13 protein-coding genes are annotated in these 17039 nt (G+C 59.0%); 9 read left to right on the forward strand and 4 right to left on the reverse strand.

Going from position 1 to position 17039, the window contains the following annotated elements:
* Positions 1–42 precede the first annotated feature (42 nt).
* From pstC to phoR, 6 genes are read left to right on the forward strand one after another with little or no spacing between them, the layout of a single operon-like run.
* Positions 43–1008, forward strand: a complete 966-nt coding sequence (gene pstC / locus J8G15_RS01040; RefSeq protein WP_370627467.1) for a phosphate ABC transporter permease subunit PstC — start codon at positions 43–45, stop codon at positions 1006–1008.
* Complete coding sequence (gene pstA / locus J8G15_RS01045) at positions 1005–1889, forward strand: phosphate ABC transporter permease PstA (protein WP_210545372.1); 885 nt, start codon at positions 1005–1007, stop codon at positions 1887–1889. Before pstC ends, pstA begins: the two co-directional genes overlap by 4 nt.
* Before the next feature lie 34 nt (positions 1890–1923).
* Positions 1924–2709, forward strand: a complete 786-nt coding sequence (pstB, locus tag J8G15_RS01050) for a phosphate ABC transporter ATP-binding protein PstB (protein ID WP_210545373.1) — start codon at positions 1924–1926, stop codon at positions 2707–2709.
* Positions 2710–2718: 9 nt separating this feature from the next.
* Positions 2719–3420: a phosphate signaling complex protein PhoU gene (gene phoU, locus J8G15_RS01055; protein ID WP_210545375.1), complete on the forward strand. Its 702-nt coding sequence runs from the start codon at positions 2719–2721 to the stop codon at positions 3418–3420.
* Positions 3417–4139: a phosphate regulon transcriptional regulator PhoB gene (gene phoB / locus J8G15_RS01060; RefSeq protein ID WP_210545377.1), complete on the forward strand. Its 723-nt coding sequence runs from the start codon at positions 3417–3419 to the stop codon at positions 4137–4139. The genes phoU and phoB overlap by 4 nt, the downstream gene beginning before the upstream one ends.
* A 45-nt stretch (positions 4140–4184) precedes the next feature.
* Positions 4185–5522 carry a phosphate regulon sensor histidine kinase PhoR gene (phoR, locus tag J8G15_RS01065; RefSeq protein ID WP_210545379.1) on the forward strand — a complete coding sequence of 446 codons (1338 nt, stop codon included), beginning with the start codon at positions 4185–4187 and terminating at the stop codon, positions 5520–5522.
* A gap of 3 nt (positions 5523–5525) precedes the next feature.
* Here the strand turns inward: phoR and J8G15_RS01070 are convergent, their stop codons facing one another.
* The 4 genes from J8G15_RS01070 to trxA form a co-directional block, all read right to left on the reverse strand.
* Positions 5526–7241, reverse strand: a complete 1716-nt coding sequence (locus J8G15_RS01070; protein ID WP_210545380.1) for a hypothetical protein — start codon at positions 7239–7241, stop codon at positions 5526–5528.
* Between the two features lie 125 nt (positions 7242–7366).
* Entirely contained in the window at positions 7367–7639 is a 273-nt protein-coding gene (locus J8G15_RS01075) for a type B 50S ribosomal protein L31 (RefSeq protein WP_210545382.1), read from the reverse strand.
* Between the two features lie 156 nt (positions 7640–7795).
* Positions 7796–9058, reverse strand: coding sequence for a transcription termination factor Rho (rho, locus tag J8G15_RS01080; RefSeq protein WP_210545384.1), 1263 nt, complete (start codon positions 9056–9058; stop codon positions 7796–7798).
* A 194-nt stretch (positions 9059–9252) separates the two neighbouring features.
* On the reverse strand, positions 9253–9585 hold the full coding sequence (gene trxA / locus J8G15_RS01085) for a thioredoxin TrxA (RefSeq protein WP_210545386.1): 333 nt from the start codon (positions 9583–9585) through the stop codon (positions 9253–9255).
* Positions 9586–9669: 84 nt separating this feature from the next.
* Here trxA and J8G15_RS01090 point away from each other — a divergent pair, with 84 nt between their 5' ends.
* The 3 genes from J8G15_RS01090 (at position 9670) to J8G15_RS01100 (ending at position 16923) form a co-directional block, all read left to right on the forward strand.
* Positions 9670–12186 (forward strand): PD-(D/E)XK nuclease family protein, encoded by a 2517-nt coding sequence (locus J8G15_RS01090; protein ID WP_210545388.1) that lies wholly within the window; start codon positions 9670–9672, stop codon positions 12184–12186.
* Between the two features lie 52 nt (positions 12187–12238).
* Positions 12239–15538, forward strand: coding sequence for an exodeoxyribonuclease V subunit beta (locus J8G15_RS01095; protein ID WP_210545390.1), 3300 nt, complete (start codon positions 12239–12241; stop codon positions 15536–15538).
* Positions 15539–15600: 62 nt separating this feature from the next.
* Positions 15601–16923 (forward strand): TIGR03862 family flavoprotein, encoded by a 1323-nt coding sequence (locus J8G15_RS01100; RefSeq protein ID WP_210545392.1) that lies wholly within the window; start codon positions 15601–15603, stop codon positions 16921–16923.
* The last annotated feature ends 116 nt before the right edge of the window (positions 16924–17039 follow it).

Genomic DNA, 17039 nt, shown 5'->3' on the forward strand with positions numbered 1-17039 from the left:
GAAATGCCTTTATCCATGTCTGCAAGATCTCCCGGACCTGTCATGACCAATCCCTCTCCTATGAAAGCGGCCCGATCCGGGCCCATGGCTGACCGCATCTTTGGCTGGCTGGCCAAAGGTGCGGCGCTATTCACCTTGTGTGTACTGATCGCCATCCTGGCTTCCTTGACCAACAGTGCCTGGCCAGCTATCGAGAAATACGGCTTGGGATTTCTGACCAGCACGACCTGGGACCCCGTTCAAGAGGAGTTTGGCGGGCTTGTCATGATTTATGGCACTTTGGCCACCTCATTTATTGCCTTGCTGATTGCCGTTCCGGTGAGTTTTGGCATCGCGTTGTTTCTGACTGAGCTGTCTCCGGCATGGCTGAAGCGCCCCCTGGGGACGGCCATTGAATTGCTCGCGGCGATACCTTCTATCGTGTACGGCATGTGGGGCCTGTTGGTCTTTGGTCCCATATTGGCTACCTATGTTCAGCAGCCCTTGCAGGCCATGTTTTCGGATGTGCCCTACCTCGGGGCCTTTTTCTCCGGCCCCCCTGTTGGCATCGGTATTCTCTCTGCGGGCATCATTTTGGCGATCATGATCATCCCGTTTATTGCGGCCGTCATGCGGGACGTCTTTGAGGTGACGCCCACACTACTCAAAGAGTCAGCCTATGGTCTAGGTGCCACTACTTGGGAGGTCGTCTCAAAGGTGGTTCTTCCTTACACCAAGGCCGGTGTCATTGGCGGCATCATGCTTGGTTTGGGACGAGCCATTGGCGAGACCATGGCGGTGACCTTTGTCATTGGTAACTTCAACCAGCTTGACTCCTTGAGCCTGTTTCAGGCAGCCAATAGCATCACTTCAGCATTGGCCAATGAGTTTGCCGAAGCAGGCGAGGGCCTCCATCAAGCGGCACTCATGTACCTTGGCTTGGTGCTCTTTTTTATTACCTTTGTGATTCTCACCCTGTCCAAATTATTGCTTGCGCAACTTAAGAAGAAAGAGGGCGCCAAGACATGACCACCAGTGAAATGCTGCACCAGGCTGCTGCCTTGGAGCGAGATCGCCAAAGCAATTACGCCAGACGCAAGCTCGTCAACCGCGTGGCCTTGACGCTGTCTTTGGCGGCGATGGCGTTTGGATTGTTTTGGTTGTTCTGGATTTTGTTTGAGACCATTCGGCTGGGCCTCAGTGGTCTGACGATGGACACATTGACCCAAATGACACCTCCGCCCAACGACGCAGGAGGCTTGGCGAATGCCATTTATGGCTCGTTCCTGATGGTGGCTCTGGCCACGTTTGTCGGAACTCCCATTGGGATCATGGCTGGCATTTATCTGGCTGAGTTCGACACCAAGGGTTGGTTGGCCAACGTCACGCGTTTTGTCAATGACATCTTGTTGTCTGCGCCTTCCATTGTCATTGGACTGTTTGTTTACGCGGTTGTTGTTTCGCGATTTAAATCGTTTTCTGGCTACGCTGGCGTCGTGGCGTTGGCCATCATTGTGATTCCTGTGGTGATCCGGACCACTGAGAACATGCTCCAGCTTGTGCCGTCGGGGTTGCGAGAGGCAGCTTATGCCCTTGGCGCTCCGAAGTGGAAGGTCGTGCTGAGCATTACCCTGCGAGCGGCTCGCGCCGGTGTTGTGACGGGTGTACTACTGGGAGTTGCCCGAATCGCAGGAGAGACTGCGCCACTGTTGTTCACAGCGTTGAGCAATCAGTTCTGGACATCAAGTCTGAGCGAACCGATGGCGAGCCTTCCGGTGACGATTTTCAAGTTTGCAATGAGCCCCTACGAGAACTGGCAGAAACTGGCTTGGGCGGGTGTGCTGCTCATCACCATCGCGGTGTTGGGTTTGAATATTCTGGCTCGGGTTTTGACCCGCAACAAAAACTGAGCCCCTGGTGGCGTACACGAGAGAATTGGCAAACATGATTACTGCTACTGTTGCTGCGATTGAGGAACGAACCAAAATTTCGGTCAAAAACCTTGATTTTTATTACGGCAAATTCCACGCGCTGAAAAATATCAACCTTGAGATTCCTGAGAAAAAGGTAACGGCCTTCATTGGCCCGTCTGGTTGCGGCAAGTCCACATTGCTGCGTATTTTTAACCGGATGTTTGAGCTGTATCCAGAGCAGCGCGCGGAGGGTGAAGTTTTGCTGGACGGCGAGAACCTGCTGACCAGCAAGAAAGACGTGGCCTTGCTGCGTGCCAAAGTTGGCATGGTTTTCCAAAAGCCAACCCCTTTCCCGATGTCGATTTACGACAACATTGCGTTTGGCGTCAAACTGTTTGAGTCACTCAATACGACCGATATGGAAGAGCGTGTGGAGTGGGCTTTGCGCAAAGCGGCCTTGTGGACCGAGGTCAAAGACAAGCTGAATCAAAGCGGGTCCAGTCTGTCGGGTGGGCAACAGCAACGTTTGTGTATCGCACGGGGCATTGCGATCAAACCTGAGGTGCTCCTGCTCGACGAGCCCTGCTCGGCGCTCGACCCTATCTCGACGGCCAAGGTGGAAGAGTTGATCACCGAGCTCAAGAGTGATTACACGGTGGTGATCGTGACGCACAACATGCAGCAGGCTGCTCGTTGCAGCGACTACACCGCCTATATGTACCTGGGTGATTTGATGGAGTTTGGCTCAACCGAGCAAATGTTCTTCAAGCCGACACGCAAAGAAACAGAAGATTACATTACCGGCCGTTTTGGCTAAGGAGACAACATGCCTGATAAACATATTTCCACCCAGTTTGACAGCGAGCTCAGCGCTGTCTCTGGTCGAGTCATGGAGCTTGGCGGCTTGGTCGAATTACAGATTCGCCAGGCGATTTACGCTTTGTCCCAGTTCAATCTGGAAGTGGCGAACCAGGTGACGGCCGATGAGGCTCGCGTGAATGCCATGGAGGTGGAAATTGACCGGGAGCTGTCCAGCATTATTGCCAGGCGTCAACCTACCGCCCGCGACCTGCGCTTGTTGATCGCAATTTCAAAAACAACTGCCAATCTAGAACGGGTGGGCGATGAAGCCGAGAAGATTGCACGCATGGTGCGCTCCATCATCAGCAGTGGTGCGCCCCGGTCGTTGCCCTCGCTGGAGTTGCGAGTGGCGGCGGACATGGCGTCCGGATTGCTGCGTAAGGCGCTGGACGCCTTTGCCCGGCTTGATACGGCGGCTGCCGTGTCCATCTTGAAAGAAGATGACCTGATTGACAAGGAGTTTGACGGCTTCGTGCGCAAGCTTATCACCTACATGATGGAAGACCCGCGCATGATTTCGCCGAGTCTGGATTTGCTCTTTTTGGCCAAAGCCATTGAGCGCATTGGCGACCACTCCAAGAACATCGCCGAGTTCATTATTTACGTAGTCAAAGGTGCGGATGTGCGCCACACCTCCATTGAAGAAATTGAGTCGGTCGTGAAATGAGGCAGCAACCCCGTGTGTTGATTGTGGAGGACGAGCCCGCGATTGCTGAGCTTATCGCTGTCAACCTGCGTCACAACGGATTTTGCCCCACTTGGGCCATGGACAGTGCCTCTGCCCAAATTGAGCTGGATGCCGTTCTGCCTGATGTCATACTTTTGGATTGGATGCTGCCGGGAGAGAGTGGACTGGTTCTGGCCAAGCGGTGGAGAGCCCATTCGCGGACGAAAGACGTCCCTATCATCATGTTGACCGCACGTGGGGACGAGCAAGACCGCGTTTCGGGTTTGGACGCTGGGGCAGACGATTACATTGCCAAACCGTTCTCCACCAAAGAGCTGCTGGCCCGCGTGCGCGCCGTGTTGCGCCGCAGAGCGCCAGAGCAAGTCGGTGGTGTAGTAGCGGTAGGCGCACTGTCGCTGGACGCCTCAACCTACCGGGTCACCTACGGGGACGAGGCGCTGAAGTTGGGTCCCACAGAGTTCAAATTGCTTCACTACTTGATGACGCATGCCGAACGGGTTCACAGCCGCGCGCAGTTGCTGGACAAGGTCTGGGGTGACCATGTCTTTATCGAGGAAAGAACGGTTGATGTTCATGTCAAGCGGCTGCGCGAAGCGCTTGGTGCGACAGCCAGCCTCATGATTGAAACTGTGCGTGGTGCTGGTTACCGCATCACCTCCCAAGTGACCGCTGTGGTGAAGTCAAAGGCCAGCGCGTGACACTGCGCCGGCTGGGATAGAAATGATCGACGGTCTGGGTTAAACATGTTGTGGCGTCTTTTCACGTTTTTGATTTTTCAAGCTGCTGGCGCGACCATTGGATGGATGCAGCCGGGCCCGCTTCGCCCAACATTGGGGGCTCTGCTTGGCGTCGTGGGCGGCGGAGTTATATGGCTGCTGATTGATATGTCCAGGGGAGTTCGCCTACTTCGTTGGTTGCGGCTTGGCGCGACCTCTGAAGTAGCAATGCGCACGGGGATGTGGGGCGAGTTGTCGGATCGCGTGAGGCGGCTGGTTCGTAACAGAGAACAGTTGACGCTTGAAAGTCAGAGTCGATTGCAGGACTTTCTGGCCGCCTTCCAAGCCTCCCCCAATGGGGTCGTGATGCTGGATTCACATGGACAAATTGAATGGTTCAATCAAATCGCAGCCAGTCACTTCGGGCTGGATTCCGAGCGGGATAAATTGCAGCATTTCGGGAACTTGGTTCGCGATCCGGGTTTTGCCAGCTACTTTTCAAGTCAAAATTATTCGACCGAACTGGTGATGCCGGGGCGTGAAAGCACGCCGTCCAGACCGGTCAAGTTGTCAGTTCAGCTTCACCCTTACGGAGAGGGGCGTCTGCTGCTGCTGTCAAGAGATGTGACGGCGGTGGAGCAGGCGGAGGCGATGCGACGGGACTTCGTTGCCAACGTCTCCCACGAAATTCGCACACCACTCACGGTTCTTTCGGGATTCGTGGAAACGCTGCAGACCCTGCCTCTGGATGAAGAAGAGCGAGTGCGCTACCTGGCTTTGATGGCCTTGCAGGCGGAACGCATGCAAACCCTGGTCAGCGACCTGTTGACACTTTCCCGTCTCGAGGGGAGTCCGCCCCCTGGCGGTTCCGAGTGGATTCAGGTCGGCAGTCTAGCGGCTGATCTCGAGCAAGAAGGCCGCAGTCTGTCAGCGGCGCTGCATGGCTCACCGGATTGTGTGCATCACCTCCTTTTTGAGACATCGTTCCTCGGGGCGCTTGCCGGTTCGCGCAACGAATTGCGAAGTGCCATGAGTAATCTGGTCGGTAACGCGATTCGTTACACGGCCGCAGGGGGTAAAATCAAGGTTCGAACCACTTTGTTGCCGGATGGAAAAGGCGAGTTTTCTGTGACGGACAGCGGCCCCGGTATTGCTGAAGAGCATATTCCCCGACTGACTGAGCGCTTCTATCGGGTGGACCGAAGCCGTTCTCGCGATACGGGGGGGACTGGTCTGGGGCTCGCTATCGTCAAGCATGTGGCTCAGCGTCATGGTGCCGAGCTGAAGATCGAGAGCCAGTTGGGTGTTGGCTCGACCTTCAATATCATTTTTCCAGCCAGTCGAATGCGACAACCTTCGGCGTAGCCTCTAAAACCGGTGATCGGTTTTGCGACGAAAGACTGTGAGGTCTTCATCCCGGTCTGCAGGGTGACGCAAAGAGCTGTGATAAGTCCACTCGTCCCGGTTCACTGCATTTGACAGTGTCGGCATTGAATCTTTGTCAACGATCAGCCAAGGGCAAGAGGCTGATTGAGAGGCGGGCACAACTCTTAGTTTCCCGTGGAATCGAAATGCCGCCACTTGACTGCGGTTAAGCCCGTGCACTTGCACGCAGGATGGCTGAAGCTTCATGACGATCAAGGTGCGTCGCACCAATGGAGCGTAGCTGCGGGCATAGTCCAGCAAGGGCAGCCACAAGGTCATCAAAAGCAACCAACTCAGTGCTGCACCGCCAGCGGGCAGTACCAGGCTTTTCCAGATCGCAGTACGATGCCGGCCCACACGCCATTTCACCAGCCAAAGCCAGGCCAGTGTCGCGGCGACGGCAAAAACGAACGCAGTGATCGAGAAGCTGCTTTCAAATCCAGGCGCCAGGCGCGTCACGTTGGCAGCTGGTTGGCGGGGTACGCCGGTCTGCATGGAAATCCAGACCACCCAAATAATCAGGGCACAGCCCGAGAAAAAGAGCAGGGTAAACCAATCGATCAAAGCGGCGACGCTTCGGCGAAGAGTGGGCAGCGCAAAAGCGGCGAGCGCGGCCATCGCCGGTAGGGCCAGCAAGAGTGCGCGGTCTGCCGAGGCAGTGGTGAGCGTCGCGGTGATGGCAGTAACAACAAACAGCAATGGCAGTGACAAATGGCGGCTTGGCACACCTTTGCGGGCGCGTTGGCGGCGCCATCGCCACAAGGTCCACAGGGCCAACGGCCAGGCCGGCCAGGTAAACCAAAGAAATAAACGCCCCAGACTGCGCCACTCGTCCCAGCTGGCGTGGGGCAGATCAATGCGCCATCGCCATAGTCCCAGTCCAGTTGAGAGTGCGATGGAAACACCTGCCGCGGCAGCAATGAAAGCAGCCTCTGTGCGCTTTCCTGGTCTGGGTCGCTCGCTTTCTGTTCGGTCGAGCAAGTGAATCAATGCGCCACCCAACCCGAGAACGCTGGCCATCACAGGCGCGCCAGACAAAGCCAATCCAATAAGTCCGACGCCGCTCGCCACCGTGGCGTATGTGGCTCGATAAGGAAGAGCGGCAAATCCATAGAAGAGCAGCGCCGTAAAGCTCAGTTGTGCCAGGGCCGGCGTTGTTTCGTGGGCGAGCTGAGCCAACCCCAAGCAGGCGATAAACGCAAGCAAGCCGCCATCTGCCATGGCGCGGGCATAGTCGGCAGGCCTTGCCTCACCGCCGAAGGCAAAAGCGACGGGTTGGGCTTGCGGACTGCGAGCGAGGTAGTAGGTTCCATACCAGGTGGCGGTCAGCGCCAGGGCGAGCATCAAACCAAAGGGAATTCGAGCGGCGAAGTCGGGTGCTATCCAGGCTGGCGCCAGCTGCATCGCCCAGGCACCGAGCCAATAGGGCACAAGCGCATCCACGTCGGGCGCCATGCCCATTAGTTTGGGAGAGAACCAATGACCTGCACCGCCTGCCAGCTCGGCCATGTACCCGAAGGAGGACATGTCGGCACTTTTCCATGGCACTCTACCAAGGTAGCCTGGAAGGACGTACGCAATGCAGAAAAGCAGCAAAGCGATCCTCGGCAGGCGCTTGACTGCGCCTTGGGCAACAATGGCTGGGGTGGGCTGGTTCACATTCAATACAGGTCAAGAGGGCCCTTAGGCCCGAATTCCAAATGGATTCTGATGTGGCATGTTAGCGTCAACAAAAAAGGCAGCACGGTTGCCCGAGCTGCCTTTTCGCACATAGCGCTTGCCGATTATTCGGCAGCAGCTTCCACGGCTTTGGGTTTGCCAAAACGGTTGCGGAAACGCTCAACACGCCCACCCATGTTGTCCACGGATTTCTGTGTACCTGTGTAGAAGGGGTGCGACTCGCTGGTGGTCTCCAGCTTGATCAGTGGCAGCTCGCGGCCGTCTTCCATTTTGATCATCTCGCGGGTGCTTGCGCAAGAGCGTGTCACGAATTTGAATCCATTGGACATGTCCTGGAAGCAAATCTCGCGGTAATTGGGGTGAATGCCTTCTTTCATATCTTCTCCATCAGTTGCGCTAGCCGCGTCAGCCCTTGTGTTCGCCTTGTACAACCCTTGTGCAAGACACGCCCACAATACAAAGCCGTATCGTACTTGTCGCGAAAACCCTAGATTATAGCCGTAGCGCTGATCATTAGGCCAAGGCCCACCAGATCAACCACCTCGACGCATTTGGTCGAAGAATTCGCTGTTGGTTTTGGTCGCCCGCATTTGCTTGAGCACCATCTCCATGGAATCTACTTCGTCCATGTTGTAGAGAAATTGACGCAAGATGCGGGTTTTTTGCAGAATATCCGGGGCCAAGAGCAGCTCCTCACGGCGTGTACCGCTGCGATTCAGCTGAATGGACGGGAAAACACGTTTCTCGTAAAGACGGCGATCCAGGTGAATCTCGCTGTTGCCCGTGCCTTTGAATTCTTCAAAAATCACCTCGTCCATGCGGCTTCCGGTGTCAACCAGGGCTGTGGCGATGATGGTTAGTGAGCCGCCTTCTTCCACATTGCGAGCCGCACCCAGAAAACGCTTGGGCCGTTGCAGGGCGTTGGAGTCCACACCACCCGTCAGCACTTTGCCGGAGGATGGTACGACGTTGTTGTAAGCGCGAGCCAAACGGGTGATGGAGTCGAGCAAAATCACCACGTCTTTTTTCAACTCAACCAGGCGTTTGGCGCGCTCGATCACCATCTCGGCCACGTGAACGTGACGAGCCGCTGGCTCGTCAAACGTGGAGGCAATCACTTCACCCTTGACGGTGCGCTGCATCTCAGTCACCTCTTCAGGGCGCTCATCAATCAGCAGCACCATCATGTGGCTGTCAGGATAGTTGGCCGAGATAGCGTGCGCGATGTGCTGCATCATCACGGTCTTGCCGCTTTTCGGCGGCGCAACCAGTAAGGCGCGTTGGCCCTTGCCGATGGGGGCAATGATGTCAATGACGCGGCCGGTGATGTTCTCTTCGCTCTTGTTGTCTTGCTCAAGTCGCATCTGCACCTTGGGAAACAGCGGCGTCAAGTTCTCGAACATGACCTTGTGCTTGTTGCTCTCAGGCGAGTCGCCGTTGACCTTGTCCAGCTTGTTCAGGGCAAAGTAGCGTTCACCGTCTTTGGGTGTGCGCACTTCACCTTCAATCATGTCGCCGGTGTGCAAGTTAAAGCGGCGCACCTGGCTGGGGCTGATGTAAATGTCGTCGGTGCTGGCGGTGTAGCTGGTGTCGGGACTGCGCAAGAAGCCAAACCCGTCGGGCAGAATTTCCAGCACGCCATCGGCAATGATTTGCTCGCCAGTGCGGGCACGCTTCTTAATGATGGCGAACATCAGCTCCTGCTTGCGCATCCGGCCGGTGTTTTCAATCTCAAGCTCTTCAGCTTGCTTGAGGACTTCGGACACGTGCAGTGCCTTGAGTTCGTTTAGGTGCATGGAATGGCCCAAGTGGGTGTTGAACGAAATACGGGGGAGTGTTGGGTGAGGCGGCGGTAGCCTCAACCTCTTGGCGTTAGCCTGGAACTCGAACCGGCTCGGGGTGGGAGGCGGTGAACTATATTAATTATGACAGGAAAAAAATTGCCTCGGCGCGGCGCCAAGGCAATTGGGTTGAATCAGCTCTTGACGACTCAGGCCAAGTGCTGGTCGACGAAGGCGGTCATCTGTGACTTGGTCAGTGCGCCAACTTTGGTGGCGGCCAATTGACCATCCTTGAACAGCATCAACGTTGGGATGCCACGGATGCCGAACTTGGCGGGAATGTCGCGGTTTTCGTCGACATTCATCTTGGCGATCTGTAGTTTGCCGCTGTAGGCAGTGGCCACTTCGTCCAGGATGGGTGCAATCATTTTGCAAGGACCGCACCACTCAGCCCAGTAGTCCACCAGCACGGGTTGGGCGGACTGAAGCACGTCGGCTTCAAAAGACGCGTCGGACACATGTTTGATTAATTCGCTGGCCATGGGGAATCCTTGTTGGTGATCGGTGCAGGTAAAGTGGGGAAATTGTGACAGAAACCAATAGAACCCATCAATGACATGCTTGCTATGGCTGAATTAGGAAAAAACCATCACGCCACGATTGCGTGGGATTTTGTGATGGCCCAAGTGCATGACGAGATGCTCCGCCGGGAGCTGCATCCGGCGCGAGTGGTGGTGCTGGTGCCCTATGCGCAGCTGATGCTGGAGGCCAAAAACGCCTGGCTTCGGCTCGTCTCGACACAGCAATCGGCGGTTCATTTTCTGCCCCGGTTTGAAACCACCATGAACTGGACTCTCAGTTTGGGTGGCTTTTTTCCAGGCCCTGACGATATCCGGCTGGACTTGGCGCGTGACACCTTGACGGCAGGCAGTTTATTGGCGCGCACCGGGCTTTCTGCCCACCAGCGGGTGCTGGCCCCTCGGGTGATGGAGGCGGCCTGGAGCCTGGCCCGCGTCGCAGCCGCCGTGCCGCCGGACGAACGCAGCGCTTGGGGCGAGCGGATTTCGGATCAACTGGCCGAAGGGCAGGAGGCCGCCGTGTTTGCGTTTGAGGCGGCCACCGCCCGGATCGCGCTGGCCTGGGCAAGCAGTTCCAGCTACGCATCTGACGTGGTGTTTGGCGCCCAGCCTGATTTGTTGGTCGTGCTGGAAGGCTTCCAGACCGAACCTTTGGCTCAGGCGCTGAAAGCCGTGTTGGGTGATCGGTTGCTCAGTTTGTCACTCGACCCACGCGTCGATGCGGCTGAATCCGCGCCCGACCAGTTGGCGCTGCACGCCGCCTCTGACTCAGAAGACGAAGCCCAGCGCGCCACCGCCTGTGTGCTGGCGCATCTGAACGCCGGGCGAACGCCTGTGGGCTTGGTAGCGCAAGACCGGGTACTGACCCGCCGGGTTCGCGCGCTCTTGGGCGAGCGGGGCGTGCCCCTTCGGGATGAAACCGGCTGGAAGCTATCCACCACGCGTTCCGCGGCGGCGCTGATGAGCCTGCTGCGCGCCGTGGTGTGGAATGCCTCGACCGATGTGGTGCTCGATTGGCTGAAAAATGCCTCGGCCTTCAATGCAGAGGCCGTGGCCGCGCTGGAAAACCGCTTGCGCCGCGACGCGATCCGCGATTGGCGCTCGGTTGGTAGCAAAGCCTCAACGCTGCCGCAGATCAAGGTGCTGCGCGATGCCCTGCAGTCGGAGCGCACCCTGACCCAATGGCTGACAGACTTGCGCAGTGCGCTGCAAGACGCCGGTCAATGGCTGGGTTTGAGCCGCGACCCGGCCGGGCAGGCGGTGCTGGAGGTGCTTCGTCTGCTACCCGGCGCCGAGCAGGAATTTGCCGACGTGAGCGAGCGCCTGAGTTTGAGTGAGTTCACTTCGTGGATCAGCCAGACGCTGGAGGATAAGAGTTTTGCGCCGGGCCATCCGCCCAATGCGCAGGTGGTCATTTTGCCGATGAGCCAGTTGCTGGGTCGGCCGCTGGCGGCCGTGGTATTGCCGGGTTGTGACGAGGTGCGTTTTCCGGCGTCCCCCGAACCACCCGGCATGTGGACACCGGCGCAACGCGTCCTGCTGGGTTTGTCTTCGCGGGAAACTTTGGCCGAGGCGACCCGTGCTGCCTGGCGCTACGCCTTGCGGTTTGAGCACCTGGACGTGTTGTGGCGCCTAAGCGAAGGCGGCGAGCACGTCATGCCCAGCGGCTTTGTGCAGGAGTTGCGCTTGCAACACCGTGGCGTGGAGGGCGTTGACTGTTGCGAGCTGCGCACTCTTGCTGCGCAAGCCTGTGTGATGCCAGCGCCTAGCGGGGCGTCTTTGCCTGTGTTGAAGCTGTCTAGCAGCAGTTACGAAGACTTGCGGCGTTGCCCCTACCGCTTTTTCGGCCTGCGCCAACTCAAGCTGCAGGACACCGATGAGCTGGATCAAGAAGTCGACAAGCGGGACTTTGGCAACTGGTTGCACGCCGTTCTGCACCACTTTCATGTGGCATTGAATCAGTCGCCAGCCAAGGAGAATCGAGCGCGAGTAGCTATGATTAATATAGCGGCTGAAGCGGCGACCAAGACCATGGGGCTGTCCCAAAGCGAGTTCCTGCCGTTTGCCTCGGCCTGGCCGCGGGTGCGGGCGGGTTATTTGGAATGGCTAGCCGAGCATGAAGCCAGCGGTGCCGTGTTCCAGGGCGGCGAGGAATGGAAAGAGTTGCCGCTTGGCCCGTTAACGCTGGTCGGCAAGATAGACCGCGTGGACGCCATGGCGGACGGCCACGCCTGGGTGATGGACTACAAAACCGAGAACCGGGGCACCACCTTGCAGCGCGTCAAAACCGCGCTGGAAGACACCCAGCTCGCGTTTTACGCCGCGCTCCTGCCAGATGATCAACTGGCCGCCGCCTATGTCAATGTGGGCGAAAAAGACGGCACCAAGACGATTTCACAGGTGGATATTGTCGAGTTGCGGGATCACCTGATTGAAGGCATCTCCACCGACATGGCGCGCATCCGCGCTGGGGCGCCCATGCCGGCCTTGGGCGAAGGCAAAGCCTGCGAGTACTGCGCCGCCCGTGGGCTGTGCCGCAAAGATTTCTGGGAAGCCACGGCGTGAGCTGCGGCAATGACAGCGCTGCTGTCTCTCTGTCAGTTTTAGGTTAGCAACGATGTCACACCAAGAAGCGCAAGCCGCTTACGAGCACAACGGGCAGCTGGTTAGTGCCGATGCTTTTTACAAAATTGCCTGCGACCCCCGTCGCAGTGTGGCCGTGGAGGCCTGCGCGGGCGCGGGCAAGACCTGGATGCTGGTGTCTCGCATCGTGCGGGCGTTGCTCGACGGCGTGGCGGCGGACGGCCAGTTGCGCGTGCAGCCGCACGAAATTTTGGCCATCACCTTCACCAAGCGGGCCGCCAGCGAGATGCGCGAGCGGCTCTACGGCTGGCTGGCAGAGTTTGCGCAAGCCGACCCTGAGACCTTGCTCACCGCCTTGCGTGACCGGGGTGTTGTGATTAAAAATGACCTGCAGCCGCCGTCCAGGCTGCCTGAACAGCTATCAAATTTATACCAGGGCATTTTGGCCAGTGGGCGCCAGGTGCAGGTGCGCACCTTTCACAGCTGGTTTGCGTCCTTGCTGCGCAGCGCGCCGCTGGCGGTTTTGCAGCGAATGGATTTGCCGGCCAACTACGAGTTGCTGGAAGACGACTCCCAGCCCAAGGCGCTGGTGTGGCGGCGCTTTTACGCGGTGCTGGTGGATGATGCCGCGCTCAAGACTGACTTTGAATCGGTGGTGTACGACTACGGCCGTTCGCAGGCCGAAAAAGCCCTGCAAACCGCGCTGGACAAGCGCACTGAATTCACCCTGGCCGACGCGCAAGGCGTGGTCGACCAGTCGGTGACGCACTTTGCCCAGCAGTTTCCAGACTTTGATGGCCTGGATGCGCCCGAGGACTACCTGTTCGCCGACCCGGCCCGCCACCAAACCTTGCTGTCAGCGGCCAAGGCCCTGGGCGGCGCCAGTGCCAAAAGCTTTGCCGCCAAAGGCGTTGAGCTGGAAATGGCCTTGACGGCCGGCGACCTGCCCGGCGTGTTTGCCGCTCTGTTGACCGCCACCGGAACGCCGCGCAAGTTTGGCGAAAAAATCGTCGGCATTGAATTGGTGCGGGACGCCCAAGACATGATCGAGCGGGTGGTGAAGGCCCGCCAGCAGCACGCCGCCTGGCTCTACCAGCAGCGCATGACCCGCCTCAGCCGCGCGCTGATCAAAGAATACGGCGCGCTGAAAGTGGAGCAGGGCTGGGTCGACATGAACGACGTCGAACGCGCTGCGTTGGTCATGCTGAGCGACCCGCTGTTGGCTGGTTGGGTACAAGAAAAGCTGGACGCCCGCATCAAACACCTGCTGATTGACGAGTTTCAGGACACCAACCCGCTGCAATGGCAGGCCTTGCGGTCGTGGCTCAGCGGTTACGCCGGGGCCAGCACGGCCCCTAGCGTGTTCATTGTGGGCGATCCCAAACAAAGTATTTACCGCTTTCGCCGCGCCGAGCCGCAGGTGTTTCGCGCTGCCAAAGCGTTTGTGCAAGAAGGGCTGGGCGGCGACTTGTTGAGTTGCGACCACACCCGGCGCAACGCCACCGGCGTTATTGACACCGTGAACACGGCCATGGGCCAGGCCTCGCAGGATGACTCTTATGAGGGCTTTCGCCCCCACACCACCAGCGCCACCGCGCCGGGCTATGTCTGCAAGTTGCCCCCCATTGCCCGCCCCGCACGGGGCGATGGCGATCAGGATGAAGCCACCGAGTGGCGCGACAGCCTGACCACCCCGCGCGAACTGCCCGAGGAAACCTTGCGCACCCTGGAAGCCCGCCAAGTGGCGCATTGGATTGCGTCTGAGCTGGTCCGCACCGGCAAGCAGCCGTCTGATGTGATGGTGTTGTCGCGCAAACGCGCCGGCCTCATGCCGCTGCAAGACGAGCTACGCAAGCGCCAGATTGCCGCCCAGATTGGTGAGAAAACCCGGCTCATTGACTGCTGTGAGGTGCAAGACGTGGTGGCCTTGCTGGACGTGCTGGTGTCGCCCCAGCACGATCTGTCTTTGGCGCGGGTACTCAAGTCGCCCTTCTTTGGCATGGGTGACGAGGCCTTGGTGCAACTGGCCCTGGCCAAGCAGGTGGATGATTTGAGCTGGTTCGAGTTGCTACAACAATCAGAGCTGACCACGCAGGATGGACGGGCGGTAGCGCCTGTTTTGATTCGTTGGAAGAAGGCGCTGGACAGTCTGCCCCCGCATGACGCCCTGCAAACCATTTACACCGACGGCGACGTGCTGGCCCGCTTTGCCGTGGCCGCCCCCACCACCCAGCGCGATGCCGTGCTGGCCAACTTGCGCGCCTTGCTGGGCGTGGCCCTGCAAATGGGGGGCGGGCGCTACGCCACGCCGTATGCTTTTGTGCGGGCGCTCAAAAGCGGCACCGTGTTGGCGCCGGCTACCGTCAACGCAGCAGCCGTTCGCCTGCTGACCATTCACGGCGCCAAGGGGCTGGAGGCTCACACCGTGCTGCTGCTGGACACCAACACTCCCGAGCGCAGCGCCGACACCATGGGCGTGCTGATTGACTGGCCGGGCGAGTCCGAATTCCCGAACAAGCTGGTGTTTTTGGCCAGCGAGACACAACCACCGGCGTGTGCCGTGGCCACGCTGGATGCCGAGCGGCTGGAGCGCCAGCGCGAAGAGCTCAACGCCTTGTACGTGGCCCTGACCCGGGCCCGCCACACGCTGGCCCTGTCAAGCATCGAACCCTACCGCGACCCTGGACGCAGCTGGTGGGCCAGACTCACCGATTTGGCGACCGAGGTGGAGTTGGACAGCGGCGCAAACGGCGCCGTGGGCAGCGGCCTGCCGGGCGGAAGTAGCTTCTCATTGAAGGAACTGCCGCCAGCGCCCGTAAAATATGCGCAATCCGCTACAAAAAATGAAGCAACCGGTGCGGGCGAGGATGAAACCGATGACGACTCGGACCTCGCCCGCTTGGGCAAAGCCATGCACCGTTTGCTGGAGTGGGGCGTGTTGGGCGAAGCCGCCACCCATGCCGTGGTGCGGGAGTTTGGGCTGACACCCGAGCAGGGCACCCAAGCGCTGGCCATGGCACAGCGTATTTTGCAAGGCGAGGGCGCCTGGGCCTGGGACCCGGCGGCGCTGGGCTGGCAGGGCAACGAGGTGGAGCTGATGTGCAATGGCGCCTCGTTTCGGCTGGACCGTTTGGTGCAGCGCCGAGACGGTGGGCACAGCGGCCACTGGTGGGTGCTGGACTACAAGTCCGCCCACTCCCCGCAGGACAAGCCTGAATTGATGGCCCAGTTGCGGGGCTACCAGGCGGCCGTGCAGGCCATTTACCCCAATGACGTGGTGAAAGCCGCGTTTTTAACCGGACAAGGCGCCTTGGTAGAAGTCCAGGCGCTTTGAACGGCTGTGAAGAATTTTGTGAACCGTGTTGAGTGAAGCAAGTTGTGAGTAAAGAAGAAGATATGAAAAAAGTAATCGTGGTTGGTGGTGGTCCCTCGGGTTTGATGGCGGCCGATGTGTTGTTGGCCGCAGGGCTTGAAGTGCATGTGTATGACGCCATGCCGTCGGTGGGGCGCAAGTTTCTGCTGGCCGGCAAAGGCGGGCTGAATCTGACGCATTCCGAGCCGGCTGATATTTTTGCCTCGCGCTACGGCGACCGGCGCCAGCAGGTTGAGACCTTGCTCAATGGCTTTGACAACGCGCAGGTTCGCGTCTGGGCGCAAGGCCTGGGCATAGAAACATTTGTGGGCAGTTCCGGGCGGGTGTTTCCGGCCGACATGAAGGCGGCCCCCTTGCTGCGGGCCTGGTTGCACCGCTTGCGCCATCCCGCCACGGGCACGGGCGTGCAGTTCCACATGCGCCACCGCTGGACCGGTTGGGCCAATAACGAGTCTGGCGCCGTCTTGGCCACCACCCTGAATTTCGACAGCCCTCAAGGCCCGGTTCAAGTCGCGGCAGACGCCGTGGTGCTGGCATTGGGTGGCGGCAGTTGGGCGCGTTTGGGTTCCAACGGCGCCTGGGTGCCGTGGTTGCAAGCCGCCGGCGTGTCTGTGGCGCCCCTGCTACCCAGCAACTGTGGTTTTGAAGCCGTGGTGCTGCCCCCCGCGCCAGAGGGCGAGGCGCTGCCCGTGCAAGCCGTTCCCGCCTCACTCCCTCGCGGCTGGAGCGAGCATTTCACCACCCGTTTTGCGGGCCAGCCTTTCAAGTCGGTGGCGATTCAGGTGACCACGTCCAAAAGCCAAACCTTTCAGCGCAAGGGCGAGTTTGTGGCCACGGCCACCGGCGTGGAAGGCAGCCTGATTTACGCAGCGTCCAACTTGTTGCGTGACGAAATCGTCGCCCAAGGCCATGCCACGTTCCATCTGGACTTGCTGCCCGACTTTTCGGCCGAGCGCGTGCTGGCCGAGGTGCGCCATCCGCGTGGGACCCGTTCCCTGTCCAGCCACCTGAAAAGCCGGCTGCACCTGGAAGGCATCAAGATGGCCATCCTGCACGAGCTGTTGAGCAAAACCCAGATCAACGACCCCGCGCAACTGGCTGCCGCCATCAAATCCCTGCCCATTCACTTGGTGGCGGCCCGCCCCATGGACGAGGCCATCAGCACCGCCGGCGGCGTGTTGTTTGAAGTCACTGACAAGAATTTGATGCTGGAGCAGTTGCCCGGCGTGTTCTGCGCCGGCGAAATGCTGGACTGGGAAGCCCCCACCGGTGGCTACTTGCTCACCGCCTGTTTCGCCAGTGGCAAAGCAGCCGGTGAAGGCGTTGTGAAAAATTTAGACTCCTAGCCCCCGTCAAAACTGCGCAGACAGCTACTCTTTTGATAGTGGCCTGCGCAAGAAATTGAAGCGGGTGTAAGCAAACGGGCTTTGATCCGACTGTTTAAGGTGCCTCGCCACTGGTG

It is taken from the genome of Rhodoferax sp. PAMC 29310 (assembly GCF_017948265.1).
In the GTDB taxonomy this organism is placed as follows: domain Bacteria; phylum Pseudomonadota; class Gammaproteobacteria; order Burkholderiales; family Burkholderiaceae_C; genus Rhodoferax.

Excerpts from the sequence above, each read along its gene's own strand:
- pstB (WP_210545373.1), top strand. The coding sequence starts at position 1,924 with ATGATTACTGCTACTGTTGCTGCGATTGAGGAACGAACCAAAATTTCG.
- J8G15_RS01090 (WP_210545388.1), top strand. The coding sequence starts at position 9,670 with ATGGCTGAATTAGGAAAAAACCATCACGCCACGATTGCGTGGGATTTT.
- phoU (WP_210545375.1), top strand. The coding sequence starts at position 2,719 with ATGCCTGATAAACATATTTCCACCCAGTTTGACAGCGAGCTCAGCGCT.
- J8G15_RS01100 (WP_210545392.1), top strand. The coding sequence starts at position 15,601 with ATGAAAAAAGTAATCGTGGTTGGTGGTGGTCCCTCGGGTTTGATGGCG.
- trxA (WP_210545386.1), bottom strand. The coding sequence starts at position 9,585 with ATGGCCAGCGAATTAATCAAACATGTGTCCGACGCGTCTTTTGAAGCC.
- phoB (WP_210545377.1), top strand. The coding sequence starts at position 3,417 with ATGAGGCAGCAACCCCGTGTGTTGATTGTGGAGGACGAGCCCGCGATT.
- pstA (WP_210545372.1), top strand. The coding sequence starts at position 1,005 with ATGACCACCAGTGAAATGCTGCACCAGGCTGCTGCCTTGGAGCGAGAT.
- pstC (WP_370627467.1), top strand. The coding sequence starts at position 43 with ATGACCAATCCCTCTCCTATGAAAGCGGCCCGATCCGGGCCCATGGCT.
- phoR (WP_210545379.1), top strand. The coding sequence starts at position 4,185 with ATGTTGTGGCGTCTTTTCACGTTTTTGATTTTTCAAGCTGCTGGCGCG.
- J8G15_RS01095 (WP_210545390.1), top strand. The coding sequence starts at position 12,239 with ATGTCACACCAAGAAGCGCAAGCCGCTTACGAGCACAACGGGCAGCTG.
- J8G15_RS01075 (WP_210545382.1), bottom strand. The coding sequence starts at position 7,639 with ATGAAAGAAGGCATTCACCCCAATTACCGCGAGATTTGCTTCCAGGAC.
- rho (WP_210545384.1), bottom strand. The coding sequence starts at position 9,058 with ATGCACCTAAACGAACTCAAGGCACTGCACGTGTCCGAAGTCCTCAAG.